The organism is Pseudomonas sp. NPDC087615 (genome assembly GCF_044743445.1).
Lineage (GTDB): Bacteria > Pseudomonadota > Gammaproteobacteria > Pseudomonadales > Pseudomonadaceae > Aquipseudomonas > Aquipseudomonas baetica_A.
The window spans coordinates 1-12,405 of sequence record NZ_JBIUWM010000005.1 but is presented as its reverse complement, the minus strand read 5'-3'; the positions used below and the strand labels follow the sequence as shown (position 1 = coordinate 12,405).

Below are 12,405 nucleotides of genomic sequence, written 5' to 3'. Positions count from 1 at the left end.
GTCATTCAGAAACAGTCGTGATTCAGAAACAACTCGGGGCTGAATAAAACAGCCCCGGTTGCTTAGCTTGTTGCTTGAAGGCTCAACCTACGCGGTAGTTTGGCGCTTCTTTGGTGATCTGCACGTCGTGAACGTGGGATTCGGCCATGCCAGCGCCGGTGATCCGCACGAACTCAGGCTTGGTGCGCATTTCTTCGATATTGGCGCTACCGGTGTAGCCCATCGAGGAACGCAGACCGCCCATCAACTGGTGAATGATCGCGCTCAGGGTGCCTTTGTACGGCACACGGCCTTCGATGCCTTCCGGAACGAGTTTCTCGGCGCCTGCCGAGGAGTCCTGGAAGTAACGGTCGGAAGAGCCCTGAGCCTGGGACATGGCGCCCAGCGAACCCATGCCGCGATAAGCCTTGTACGAACGGCCCTGGAACAGTTCGATCTCACCCGGCGCTTCTTCAGTACCGGCGAACATCGAGCCCATCATCACGCAGGAGGCACCAGCGACGATGGCCTTGGACAGGTCACCGGAGAAACGGATGCCGCCGTCGGCGATCAACGGTACGCCGGTGCCTTCAAGGGCAGCGGCAACGTTGGCGATGGCACTGATTTGCGGGACGCCGACACCGGCGACGATACGGGTGGTGCAGATCGAGCCAGGGCCGATACCGACCTTGACGGCGTCGGCGCCAGCTTCGGCCAGGGCCTTGGCGGCTGCGCCGGTGGCGATGTTGCCGCCGATCACCTGCACTTCAGGGAAATTCTCTTTGACCCAGCGAACGCGGTCGATCACGCCTTTGGAGTGACCGTGAGCGGTGTCGACCACCACCACGTCCACACCGGCATTGACCAGCGCAGCGACACGATCACCGGTGTCTTTACCGGTGCCGACAGCAGCACCAACGCGCAGACGACCTTGATCGTCCTTGCTGGCCAGCGGGTAGGCTTTGGCTTTTTCGATGTCGTTGACCGTCATCATGCCTTTGAGGGCAAATTTGTCGTCGACGATCAGTACGCGTTCAATGCGGTGTTTGTGCAGCAGTTCACGCACGTCGTTCTTGTCGGCGCCTTCCTTGACCGTGACCAGACGCTCTTTAGGCGTCATCACTTCACGGACGGTGGCATCCAGGCGGTTTTCGAAGCGCACGTCACGGGAAGTGACGATGCCGACCAGGTCGCCATCGTGCAGTACCGGAACGCCGGAAATGTTGTGCATGCGGGTCAATTCAAACAGATCACGAACCGTGGCATCGGCCTCGATGGTGATCGGATCCTTGACGACGCCGGCTTCGAACTTCTTGACCTTGCGAACTTCGGCAGCTTGCTGCTCGATGGTCATGTTCTTGTGGATAATGCCGATGCCACCTTCCTGAGCCATGGCAATTGCCAGACGGGCTTCAGTGACGGTGTCCATGGCGGCAGAAACCAGAGGAATATTCAGCTCGATGCCACGGGTAAGGCGGGTCTTGAGACTGACTTCGTTAGGAAGCACCTCGGAATAACCAGGCACTAGTAGAATGTCGTCGAATGTCAGAGCTTCTTGGCTGATACGCAGCATCGCGGGGGCTCCCGAGCGGGAAAATGGAAGCGCGCCATTATAGTCAGACACCCCCCGCTGTTCAATGTAAAACTCCGCTTAATATCAATGTTGCTGATATACGGGAATCGACGCCCCTACAACTCGACTTTCACCCAGCTCACCGGCAGATCCAGCCAATCGGCGAACTCGTCGATAAAGCTCTGCTTGAACCCTGCTTCCAGCCAGTTGTTGAAGATGAATCCGAGGTTGGAAAACCCGCATTCCTGCAAATACAGAAAGCCGTTGATGTCGTCTTCATGTCCGCATTCCGGGCAAGTGAAGTTGTCGGTGCGGGCCGGCATCCAGTCTTCGAGGCTTTCGAACAACGCCTCGCCGACTTCGCGGCGGCATTCGGCGCAACCGGCTTCTTCGAGAAAGCCTTTGGCCGGGGTGTAGATACAGCGTTTGGTGATGATCTCCAACCCGTTGATCGGCTCACCGAATGGCAACGCCTCGGGGTGCAGCACCACGGCGCGGGCGCCGTCGGCAATGGCGTGAGCCATGCGATTGCCGGTACGACCGCAGGTGGTCAACGCTTCTTCGATGATGTTCTTGCGCACCAGCCAGCGCACGATCGCCCTGGCCCGGGGTTCGTGGACCGGCAGGGTGGAGATTTTCGGGACGATGATGCTTTGCGAATTCATGGAAAGGCCTGCGGTGTGGCGTCTGACGCCTTCGCGCTCAAGCCTGCTCCCACCGTGGCCTCCGTCGTTCACACATCTTGTGTACACCAGAGAAACCTGTGAGAGCGAGCTTGCCCGCGAAGGCGCCCTAAAGGCCGGCAGCTTAAGCCCTGACAAAATCCGGTCAAGTGCCTAGTGGGCGTGTGGTGATTCTCAGGCGAATGCCTTTAAACTGCGCCCCATGATTAAAGATCCCTTTGCAAGACTCGGCCTGGACCGTGAAGTCCTGACTGTCAGCCAGCTCAACGGCCGCGCGCGGGTGTTGCTGGAAGACGTGTTCAGCAATATCTGGGTCGAAGGCGAAATTTCCAACCTCGCCCGCCCGGCGTCCGGCCACATCTATTTCACCCTCAAGGACAGTGGCGCGCAGGTGCGTTGCGCGCTGTTCCGGCAGAACGCAGCGCGGGTGCGTCAAGCGTTGAAGGATGGCTTGGCAGTCAAGGTGCGCGGCAAGGTCTCGCTGTTCGAAGGCCGTGGCGACTATCAGTTGATTCTCGACACGGTTGAGCCGGCCGGTGACGGTGCACTGCGACTGGCCTTCGATGCGCTGAAAGAAAAACTCAGCGCCGAAGGCCTGTTCAGCGCTGAACGCAAAGTGCCGCTGCCAGCGCATCCGCAACGCATCGGCATTATCAGTTCGCCGACCGGCGCGGTCATCCGCGACATTATCAGTGTGTTCCGCCGCCGCGCGCCGCAAGTCCAGCTGACATTGATTCCCACCGCCGTGCAGGGCCGCGAAGCCACCGCGCAGATTGTCCGTGCTTTGAAAATGGCCGATGCCCGGGGTTTTGACGCGCTGATCCTCGCTCGCGGCGGTGGTTCGCTGGAAGACCTCTGGTGCTTCAACGAAGAAGCCGTGGCCCGTGCGGTCGACGCCTGCGTGACGCCGATCGTCAGCGCGGTCGGCCATGAAACCGACGTGTCGATCAGCGACTTTGTCGCCGACGTGCGGGCGCCGACGCCGTCCGCGGCCGCCGAATTGCTCGCCCCCGATTCAAGCCATCTGATCCGTCAGGTCGAAAGCCTGCATCGCCGCTTGGTGATGCGTATGCGTGACCGTTTGATGCGTGATCGTCTGCGCCTGGAAGGCATGGCGCGCCGCTTGCGCCATCCAGGTGAACGTCTGCGCCAGCAGGCTCAGCGCCTGGATGATCTGGACATGCGCATGCGCCGGGCGTTCGAGCGCAACTTGAATACCCGTCGAGAACGCCTGATCCGCCTGCAAACCCGCCTCGCAGGGCAACATCCGGGGCGGCAACTGGCGATGTTGCGCCAGCGTCTCGATAGCCTCGCCGAACGTCTGCCGCGCGCGATGCGTGAAGGCCTGAAAAGCCGTCGCCTGCAACTGCACAGCCAAATGCAGACACTGCACGTGGTCAGCCCATTGGCGACCCTCGGCCGCGGCTACAGCATTTTGCTCGACGAACGCGGCAACGCGATTCGCAATGCTGCGCAAACTCATACCGGTCAGCGCCTGAAAGCCAAACTGGGCGAAGGCGAACTGCAAGTGCGCGTCGAAGACAATCATCTGACGCCTGTCACCCTCTCTTTACTGGACTGATCCATGCCGCGTTTTCTGGCTCCACTGTTGCTCCTGTGCCTGACTTTCAATGCCCACGCCGACAGTTACATCACCCGGATGCTGAACAAACCGGTGCCGGGCGGCGTCGCCGTGGTTGATCTGGGCGTATCGAGCCAAGCGCCTAGAGCTACTTATCAGGGCAAACCGGTGCTGGTCGTAAAGGAACAGAACAACTGGCTGGCGATCGTCGGTGTGCCGCTGACGGTCAAGCCCGGCGCGCAGCAGATCAGCAGCGGCGGACGCAATCTGCCGTTCACTGTCGGTAACAAGAAATACCCGGAACAACGCATCACTCTTAAGAACACTCAGCAGGTCAATCCAAACCCGGCCAACCTCAAGCGCATCCAGGGTGAACTGGCCGAACAGATCAAGGCTTACCGCAGCTTTAGCCCGAACACGCCGAGCAACCTGCTGCTGGACAAACCGGTCAACGGGCCACTGTCGAGTAAGTTCGGTGTGCGCCGCTTCTTTAATGGTGAAGAACGCAATCCCCACGCTGGCCTCGACTTTGCGGTGCCGGCAGGCACACCGATCAAGACCCCGGCGGCGGGCAAGGTGATTCTGATCGGCAACTACTTCTTTAACGGCAACACCGTGTTTGTCGACCATGGGCAGGGCTTTATCAGCATGTTCTGCCATATGTCGAAGATTGATGTGAAGGTTGGCGATCAACTGGCCCGTGGTGGCGTGGTTGGCAAGGTGGGCTCGACCGGCCGGGCGACCGGGCCGCACATGCACTGGAATATCAGCCTGAATGATGCGCGGGTCGATCCGGCGATTTTCATTGGTGCGTTCCAGCCTTGAGTCATGCGCTGAGGCTGCTGGCCTCTTCGCGAGCAAGCCCGCTCCCACACAGGTTGGTGGTGTCCATGAGATGTGTGTGCGACACGGACAATGTAGGAGCGGGCTTGCTCGCGAAGGCATCGTGACTGCCATCGAAAAGCGATTGCGCCCGTATCCAACCTCGCGCAAATATCCATACGATTCCCGCCATACCGCACAATAAAATCGTGCAAATCTGTACTTTTCGAGTATTCCTCTCAATTTTTTTCGACTGCTTGCCATCCTTCCCACCCGCGGTTAGGGTTGAGGGCATGAAAACCTCTCACACCCTCATTCAGCTTCGCCAGCACCGCAGCCTGTGCCTCGTCAGCGCACGACTGCGAGGCTGAATCGCTACGCCTCGTCCCACGCTTTTCCAAGAACATTCGTTCCACCGGCAGGCCGCCTCTTTTCGGCCCAGACAATAAGGAATTTCCCGATGAGCATGCTCAAAGATCCGTCTTTAAAGTACCGTGCGTTTCCTGTCATCAACCTGCCGGATCGCACCTGGCCGTCGAAAACCATCGACGCCGCGCCGATCTGGTGCAGCTCCGACCTGCGTGACGGCAACCAGTCGCTGATCGAGCCGATGGATGCGGTGAAAAAGCTGCGTTTCTGGAAAACCCTCGTTCAAGTGGGCGTAAAGGAAATCGAAGCCTCCTTCCCGGCCGCTTCGCAAACCGACTTCGACTTCGTGCGCACCCTGATCGAAGAAGGCCACATCCCGGACGACACCACTATTCAGGTGCTGACCCAAGGTCGTGAAGACCTGATCGAGCGGACGTTCGAATCCCTGCGCGGTGCGAAGAAAGCCATCGTTCACCTGTACAACGCCACCTCGCCTTCCTTCCGTCGCATCGTCTTCAATCAGGACAAGGACGGCATCAAGGCCATCGCGGTCAACGCCGCCAAGTTGTTCGTCAAATACGCCGCGATGCAGCCGGACACCGAGTGGACCTTCGAATACTCGCCGGAAACCTTCAGCGCCACTGAGCTGGAATTCGCCAAGGAAGTCTGTGACGCGGTGATCGAGGTCTGGAACCCGACGCCCGAGCACAAGATGATTCTCAACCTGCCGGCCACCGTGGAATGCGCGACCCCGAACATCTACGCCGACCAGATCGAATGGTTCGGCCGCAACATCAACCGTCGTGACAGCGTGATCATCAGCCTGCACACCCACAACGACCGAGGCACTGGCGTGGCTGCGACCGAGTTGGGCCTGATGGCGGGCGCCGATCGTGTCGAAGGCTGCCTGTTCGGCAACGGCGAGCGCACCGGTAACGTCGACCTCGTCACCGTGGCACTGAACCTGTACACCCAGGGCGTCAACCCTGAACTGGACTTCTCCGACATCGACGGCGTGCGCAAAGTCGTCGAAGAATGCAACCAGATCCAGGTTCACCCACGCCACCCGTACGTTGGCGACCTGGTTCACACCGCCTTCTCTGGCTCGCACCAGGACGCCATCCGCAAGGGCTTCGCCCAGCAGAAACCGGACACCCTGTGGGAAGTGCCATACCTGCCAATCGATCCGGCCGACATCGGCCGCAGCTACGAGGCGGTGATCCGCGTCAACAGCCAGTCGGGCAAGGGCGGCATCGCTTATTTGCTGGAACAGGAATATGGCATCAGCCTGCCACGTCGCATGCAGATCGAGTTCAGCCAGGTCGTGCAGCGTGAAACCGACCGTCTGGGCCTGGAGATGTCCGCCAAGCAGATCCACTCGCTGTTGATCAGCGAATACCTGCAAGCCAACACGCCTTACGCGCTGGTCAGCCATCGCCTGCAGGAAGAAAACGGCAACAGCTCGGTCGAAGTGGAAGTGGCAAGCCAAGGTCAGGGCGAAACCAACCTGCACTGGCGCGGCAAAGGCAATGGTGCGCTGGAAGCACTGGTCGCTGGCCTGCCGATTCCGGTGGAGATCATGGACTACAACGAGCACGCGATCGGCGCGGGCACCAATGCCAAAGCGGCGGCCTACATCGAGCTGCGCGTGAACGGCGAACGTGCGGTGCACGGCGTGGGTATCGATGAGAACATCACCACGGCCAGCTTCAAGGCACTGTTCAGCGCACTCAACCGTTCGCTGAGCCAGCCGGAAGCGAAAGCGGCTTAAGCCATCGCTGAAACGCAAAAGGCCCCGGAGTGCGAACGCCGGGGCCTTTTTTTGCCTGATGGTTTTGTGTTGCTCAATCTGGCCTGCCCGCTCCCCCATTGGAACGCGGTCAACTGTGGGAGCGGACTTGCTCGCGAAGACGGCCTGTCAGGCACCGCAAATATCAGGTGAACTCGAAGGTATCGGCATCCAGATTCGCCGGGAAACGCTCACGGTAAGCAGCCAATGGCGCAGCCTCCAGCACGGCCATGAACACCCCGTCAGCCTCCCCCGCCGCCAGCAAGGTTTCGCCCTGAAAATCCAGCACCTGACTGTCGCCGGTATACGCGAACCCCTTGCCGTCAGTGCCCACACGATTGACCGCCGCCACGTAGCACAGGTTTTCGATGGCTCGTGCAGGCAGCAGGCGATTCCAGTGCAAACGCCGTGCACCCGGCCAATTAGCGGTGTACAGCAGCAGATCGGTGTCCTGCGCGTCACGACTCCACACCGGGAAGCGCAAGTCGTAGCAAATCAGCGGTCGAACCCTCCAGCCCTTGAGCTCGAACTGCACCTGACGTTCGCCGGGGGTGTAGTGGTTGTGCTCGCCGGCCATGCGGAACAGGTGGCGCTTGTCGTAATGCCAGACTTCGCCGTCGGGCCTTGCCCACAACAAACGATTGCGGTGGCTACCGTCGGCGGCCTGAACGATCACGCTGCCGGTGATCACCGCATTGAGCTTGGCCGCCTGCACCCGCAGCCATTTGCTGGTCGGGCCATTCTCGGCTTCGGCGAGGGTTTCGGACTCCATGGAGAAGCCGGTGGTGAACATTTCCGGCAGGATGATCAGGTCCGCGCCACGCGCCTGCTCCAGTAACACGTCGAAATGCTCGAAGTTGGCTTGGCGGTCATGCCACGCCAGGCTGGTCTGGATCAGTGCCAGATTGAGATCGGGTAACGCACTCAGATCGCGCATAGTTTGGCCGCCGCTTCGCGCAGCGTCTCCTCGCGTTTGGCGAAGCACAGGCGCACCAGGCGCTGGCCTTCGGGTGGCTTCTGGTAGAACACTGACACTGGAATACTCGCCACGCCATGCTCGCGGGTCATCCACACAGCCATCTCGACGTCGTTGAGGTCAGGACGGATTTGCGAGTAATCGACCAGTTGGAAATAGGTGCCGGTGACACGGGTAAAGCTCAATCGCGACGGCGTCAGCAGATCACAGAACAGATCGCGCTTGGCCTGATAGAAACCTGGCAGCTCTTCGACGTGCTCAGGGTGTTGCGCCATGTAATCGGCCAAGGCGTATTGCAACGGCGTCACGCCGCAGAAACTGACGTACTGATGCACCTTGCGCAATTCGAGGGTCAGCGCGGGCGGCGCAACGACATAACCGGTTTTCCAGCCCGTGACGTGGTAGGTTTTGCCAAACGAACTGACCACAAAGGCGCGCTGATACAACGCTTCATGGGCCAGCACGCTGACATGTGGCGTGCCGTCGAACACCAGATGTTCGTAGACTTCGTCGCTGATCAAATAGATGTCGCGATCACGGATCAACGCTGCCAATTGGTCAAGTTCACCCCGACTGATCAGGACGCCGCTCGGATTGTGCGGGGTGTTAAGGATGATCATCCGCGTACGTGGGCTAAGAGCTGCGGCGAGCTTGTCGAAATCAATGGAGAAATCGTTCGACCTCAATTGCACATGTACACAGCGACCGCCGGCCAACTGCGTCGCGGGCTCGTAGCTGTCGTAGCATGGATCAAACACGATGACTTCGTCGCCGCTGTGGATAACGGCCTGAATGGCACAGAAAATCGCCTGGGTTGCACCCGGCGTCACTGTCACTTCATTGTCGGCATCGACGTTCACGCCATAACTTCGGGCGATCTTCACCGCGATCTGCTCGCGCAGTGCCGCCAGGCCGGTCATCGGCGAATACTGGTTATGGCCGCTGGCGATATGCCGACCCACCGCCTCGCGCAGAGCCTGCGGGCCGTCGAAATCGGGAAAACCCTGAGACAGGTTGATGGCGCCGGTCTGCGCCGCGAGCTGAGACATCTGCGTGAAAATCGTGATGCCGACATTCGGCAGCTTGCTGGTGATCATCGGGGTTCCCTGCTCTGCCCCCGGCTCTGACGACGGCGCGGGAGAGCCCGAGGATAGCCCATACGACGCCCATAAAAAAAGGGCGCCAACCGGCGCCCTCCCTTTTATCCTGATCGCACAAGAAGCGATGAATCACTTCTTGTCGCGGCGCTTCTTGTCGGCTTTCTTGGTGTGCGACATCATCCGACGCTTTCTGTTGACCTGGCGATCGGTCAGCGTGTTTTTGTTGCCTTCGTACGGGTTCTCGCCGCCCTTGAACTCGATGCGGATCGGCGTACCGACCAGCTTCAGCACACGACGGTAAGTGTTCTCCAGATAGCGCACATACGACTTCGGTACTTTCTCGATCTGGTTACCGTGGATCACGATGATCGGCGGGTTGGCACCACCCAAGTGAGCGTAACGCAGCTTGATCCGGCGGTTGTTGACCATCGGTGGCGCATGCTCGCCAACCGCGTCTTCCAGAATCTGAGTCAGACGGTTGGTCGGCCAGCGAGTGACCGCCGACTTGAACGAGTTCTGTACGGAAGCGTAGAGGTTGCCCACGCCAGTGCCATGCAGTGCCGAGATGAAGTGGATGTCGGCGTAGTCAACGAAGAACAGACGACGCTGCAGCTCGACCTTCACGAAGTCGCGCTCGCTCGGCGTCATGCCGTCCCACTTGTTGATCGCGATAACCAGCGCACGACCGGACTCAATGGCAAAACCCAACAGGTTGAGGTCGTGATCGACCACGCCTTCGCGCGCGTCCATCACGAAGATCACCACGTTGGCGTCTTTGATCGCCTGCAGGGTTTTGACCACGGAGAATTTTTCGACTTCTTCGTGGATCTTGCCGCGCTTGCGCACACCGGCGGTGTCAATCAGCGTGTACTTTTCTTCATTGCGCTCGAACGGAATGTAAATACTGTCGCGCGTGGTGCCGGGTTGGTCGTAGACGATTACCCGGTCTTCTCCGAGCATGCGGTTGACCAGAGTCGACTTGCCGACGTTCGGACGGCCGATGATGGCGATCTTGATCCCGTCTTTTTCGCTCGGGCCAGGAATGCGCTTGGCTTCCTCGCCTTCGGCAACGACCTCTTCTTCACCGTCTTCTGGCTCTTCCTCGTCTCTCGGGAAATCACCCAAGGCGATTTCCAGCATCTGAGTGATGCCACGGCCGTGAGCACCGGCGATCGGAATCGCGTGGCCCATGCCCAACGGAGCAAATTCAGCGCGGGCCATTTCCGGGTCGATGTTGTCGACCTTGTTGGCAACCACGTAGGAGCGCTTGTTACGTTTGCGCAAGTGTTCGGCGATCATCTGGTCGGCGGCGGTAAAACCGGCCTTGGCATCTACCAGGAACAGCACAACATCAGCTTCTTCAATGGCCAGCAGCGACTGCTCGGCCATTTTTTCGTCCATACCGTGCTCGTCACCGGAGATACCACCGGTGTCGACCAGAATGTAGGAACGCCCTTGCCACTTGGCCTCACCGTACTGGCGATCACGGGTCAGACCGGACAAGTCGCCGACGATGGCGTCACGAGTCCTGGTCAGGCGGTTGAACAAGGTGGATTTGCCGACGTTCGGTCGGCCCACCAGGGCGATTACGGGAACCATGCGGCTCTCCACTTCGTTATTTCAGAAAATACAAAAGCCGCTGCGAGGCAGCGGCTGGTGCTCGGGGCAGCGCTTGTGGGCGCTGCGAACCCCGTGTTACGGGGCTGCCTGGGGATTAACCCCAAGCATAGTCAAACCTTTACTTAATGGTCAGGGCTTCCAGTTTGCCGCTGTTGCCATACACATAAATCGTGTCGCCCACCACCAGCGGACGGGCGCGAAGGCCGTCGCTGTCGATGCGCTCACGGCCGACGAATCGACCGTCCACCTGACTCAACAGGTGCAGGTAACCTTCCATGTCGCCGACTGCAACGTAGCTGGAGAACACTTCCGGCGCCGACAGTTGACGGCGAGCCAGCGAATCGTTGCTCCACAATGCAGTGGTGGAACGTTCGTCGACGCCTTCAACGGTGCCCGATGCCAAGCTGACATAGACGCTGCCGAAACCCTGCGCAATACCGGCGTAGCTCGACGCATCGCGCTGCCATAGTTGACGACCGCTCTCCAGATCCAGTGCCGCAACACGACCCTGATAGCTGGCAACGTAAAGCGTACCGCCGGAAAGCAGCAGACCGCCGTCGATGTCGACTACGCGCTCCAGTTCCGAACGACCCTGTGGAATCGCGATCCGTTGTTCCCAGACCGGCACACCGTTGGAAATGTCCACAGCGACCACTTTACCGGTCGACAAGCCAGCCACCGCGAGGCGGTTGGTCACGATCGGCGCACTGGTGCCACGCAGCGTCAGTACGGCCGGCGTGCTGTCATACACCCAGCGTTGAGTACCGGTGGAGGCATCCAGGCCGACCAGACGATCGTCCTGAGTCTGCACCACTACCACGTCGCCGTTGTTGGCCGGCGGCGCGAGGACTTCGCTGTTCACGCGAGCATGCCACTTCTCTTCACCGGTGACGGTGTCCAGAGCAACGACTTCGCCTTGCAGGGTGCCAACCAGAACCAGACCGTAACCAACGCCTACGGCGCCGGAGACAGGCAGTTCAAGATCTTTTTTCCACTTCACGTCGCCGTTGCTGCGATCCATGGCCATCACGATGCCGGTTACATCGGCAGCGTAGATGGTGTCACCATCAACCGCTGGCACCAGCATGTTGTAGGTTTCGCCCTGACCATCACCAATCGAACGACTCCACTGCTTTTGCAGAACCACTTCTTCTTTGAAGTCGGTCAGTTCAGCCGGTGGCAATTCTTTTTTGCTGTTGCTGCTGCAACCCGCGGCCAGAAGGGCCAGAGCCAGCAATGCTGCATGCTTCCAACGGATCACGTCACGCATCCCCTTTGGCCAGGTCGTCGAGTTTTATTTGAAGGCCACCGACTGCCGCTTCATCCGACAGTGCTGCCTTGGCTTTTTGATACGCCTTGTTCGCGTCATCGGTACGGCCCAACTGCACCAGCAGGTCGCCCTTGAGCTCTTCGCGAGTGGCCAGAAACGCTTTGTCGGCATCGCCGTCGAGCAGTTTCAGAGCGTCATCGGCCTTGTTCTGCGCACCCAGCACTTGCGCCAGACGCTGACGGGCGATTTCGCCGAGCGCCGGATTGGCCGGTTTGTCGACAATGGCTTTCAGTTCCATCGCCGCGTCATCGAGCTTGCCGCTGTCGACTGCAACCTTGGCCACGAACAGGCTGCCGTACTGCGCGTAGGCAGTACCGCCGAATTCACTGTTGAGCTTGCCGGCCAAATCCGCAACGCGGGCAGTATCAGGCTTGCCGTCAGGCGTCAGTGTGGTCTCCAGCAGTTGCTGATAGAGCACCGAGGCGCCTTGCGACTGGTTGCTCTGATATTTGTGATAAGCCTGCCAGCCGAACACGATGACCAGCGCCAACAGGCCGCCGGTGACCAGAGGTTTGCCGTTGCGTGTCCACCAGTCCTTCAAATACGCCAACTGTTAGTCTTAGGTAATCGACACCCCAATAA

10 protein-coding genes are annotated in these 12,405 nt (G+C 59.6%); 3 read left to right on the top strand and 7 right to left on the bottom strand.

The window, feature by feature from the left end; genetic code table 11:
* Positions 1 to 82: 82 nt before the first annotated feature.
* Positions 83 to 1,552, bottom strand: a complete 1,470-nt coding sequence (gene guaB, locus ACIOU6_RS04285; RefSeq protein WP_221733387.1) for an IMP dehydrogenase — start codon at positions 1,550 to 1,552, stop codon at positions 83 to 85.
* Positions 1,553 to 1,668: 116 nt separating this feature from the next.
* Positions 1,669 to 2,217 (bottom strand): sugar ABC transporter ATPase, encoded by a 549-nt coding sequence (locus ACIOU6_RS04280; RefSeq protein WP_221733386.1) that lies wholly within the window; start codon positions 2,215 to 2,217, stop codon positions 1,669 to 1,671.
* Positions 2,218 to 2,437: 220 nt separating this feature from the next.
* Here ACIOU6_RS04280 and xseA point away from each other — a divergent pair, with 220 nt between their 5' ends.
* From xseA to leuA, 3 genes are all read left to right on the top strand, one after another.
* Positions 2,438 to 3,817: an exodeoxyribonuclease VII large subunit gene (gene xseA, locus ACIOU6_RS04275; RefSeq protein ID WP_401134116.1), complete on the top strand. Its 1,380-nt coding sequence runs from the start codon at positions 2,438 to 2,440 to the stop codon at positions 3,815 to 3,817.
* Between the two features lie 3 nt (positions 3,818 to 3,820).
* Positions 3,821 to 4,642: a M23 family metallopeptidase gene (locus ACIOU6_RS04270; protein WP_221733384.1), complete on the top strand. Its 822-nt coding sequence runs from the start codon at positions 3,821 to 3,823 to the stop codon at positions 4,640 to 4,642.
* 457 nt (positions 4,643 to 5,099) lie between these two features.
* Positions 5,100 to 6,779, top strand: coding sequence for a 2-isopropylmalate synthase (leuA, locus tag ACIOU6_RS04265; RefSeq protein ID WP_401134114.1), 1,680 nt, complete (start codon positions 5,100 to 5,102; stop codon positions 6,777 to 6,779).
* A gap of 163 nt (positions 6,780 to 6,942) precedes the next feature.
* Here the strand turns inward: leuA and ACIOU6_RS04260 are convergent, their stop codons facing one another.
* The 5 genes from ACIOU6_RS04260 to ACIOU6_RS04240 form a co-directional block, all read right to left on the bottom strand.
* Positions 6,943 to 7,734 carry an amidohydrolase gene (locus ACIOU6_RS04260; protein WP_401134112.1) on the bottom strand — a complete coding sequence of 264 codons (792 nt, stop codon included), beginning with the start codon at positions 7,732 to 7,734 and terminating at the stop codon, positions 6,943 to 6,945.
* Positions 7,722 to 8,870, bottom strand: coding sequence for a pyridoxal phosphate-dependent aminotransferase (locus ACIOU6_RS04255; protein WP_401134110.1), 1,149 nt, complete (start codon positions 8,868 to 8,870; stop codon positions 7,722 to 7,724). The genes ACIOU6_RS04260 and ACIOU6_RS04255 overlap by 13 nt, the downstream gene beginning before the upstream one ends.
* Before the next feature lie 132 nt (positions 8,871 to 9,002).
* On the bottom strand, positions 9,003 to 10,472 hold the full coding sequence (gene der, locus ACIOU6_RS04250; protein WP_221733380.1) for a ribosome biogenesis GTPase Der: 1,470 nt from the start codon (positions 10,470 to 10,472) through the stop codon (positions 9,003 to 9,005).
* Positions 10,473 to 10,611: 139 nt separating this feature from the next.
* Positions 10,612 to 11,763, bottom strand: coding sequence for an outer membrane protein assembly factor BamB (gene bamB / locus ACIOU6_RS04245; protein ID WP_221733379.1), 1,152 nt, complete (start codon positions 11,761 to 11,763; stop codon positions 10,612 to 10,614).
* Positions 11,756 to 12,373, bottom strand: a complete 618-nt coding sequence (locus tag ACIOU6_RS04240) for a tetratricopeptide repeat protein (RefSeq protein WP_401134105.1) — start codon at positions 12,371 to 12,373, stop codon at positions 11,756 to 11,758. The genes bamB and ACIOU6_RS04240 overlap by 8 nt, the downstream gene beginning before the upstream one ends.
* Positions 12,374 to 12,405 lie beyond the last annotated feature (32 nt).

Bases quoted from the DNA above. Each gene is read 5' to 3' on its own strand.
- bamB (WP_221733379.1), bottom strand. From the start codon at position 11,763: ATGCGTGACGTGATCCGTTGGAAGCATGCAGCATTGCTGGCTCTGGCC.
- xseA (WP_401134116.1), top strand. From the start codon at position 2,438: ATGATTAAAGATCCCTTTGCAAGACTCGGCCTGGACCGTGAAGTCCTG.
- der (WP_221733380.1), bottom strand. From the start codon at position 10,472: ATGGTTCCCGTAATCGCCCTGGTGGGCCGACCGAACGTCGGCAAATCC.
- guaB (WP_221733387.1), bottom strand. From the start codon at position 1,552: ATGCTGCGTATCAGCCAAGAAGCTCTGACATTCGACGACATTCTACTA.
- ACIOU6_RS04260 (WP_401134112.1), bottom strand. From the start codon at position 7,734: ATGCGCGATCTGAGTGCGTTACCCGATCTCAATCTGGCACTGATCCAG.
- leuA (WP_401134114.1), top strand. From the start codon at position 5,100: ATGAGCATGCTCAAAGATCCGTCTTTAAAGTACCGTGCGTTTCCTGTC.
- ACIOU6_RS04270 (WP_221733384.1), top strand. From the start codon at position 3,821: ATGCCGCGTTTTCTGGCTCCACTGTTGCTCCTGTGCCTGACTTTCAAT.
- ACIOU6_RS04255 (WP_401134110.1), bottom strand. From the start codon at position 8,870: ATGATCACCAGCAAGCTGCCGAATGTCGGCATCACGATTTTCACGCAG.
- ACIOU6_RS04280 (WP_221733386.1), bottom strand. From the start codon at position 2,217: ATGAATTCGCAAAGCATCATCGTCCCGAAAATCTCCACCCTGCCGGTC.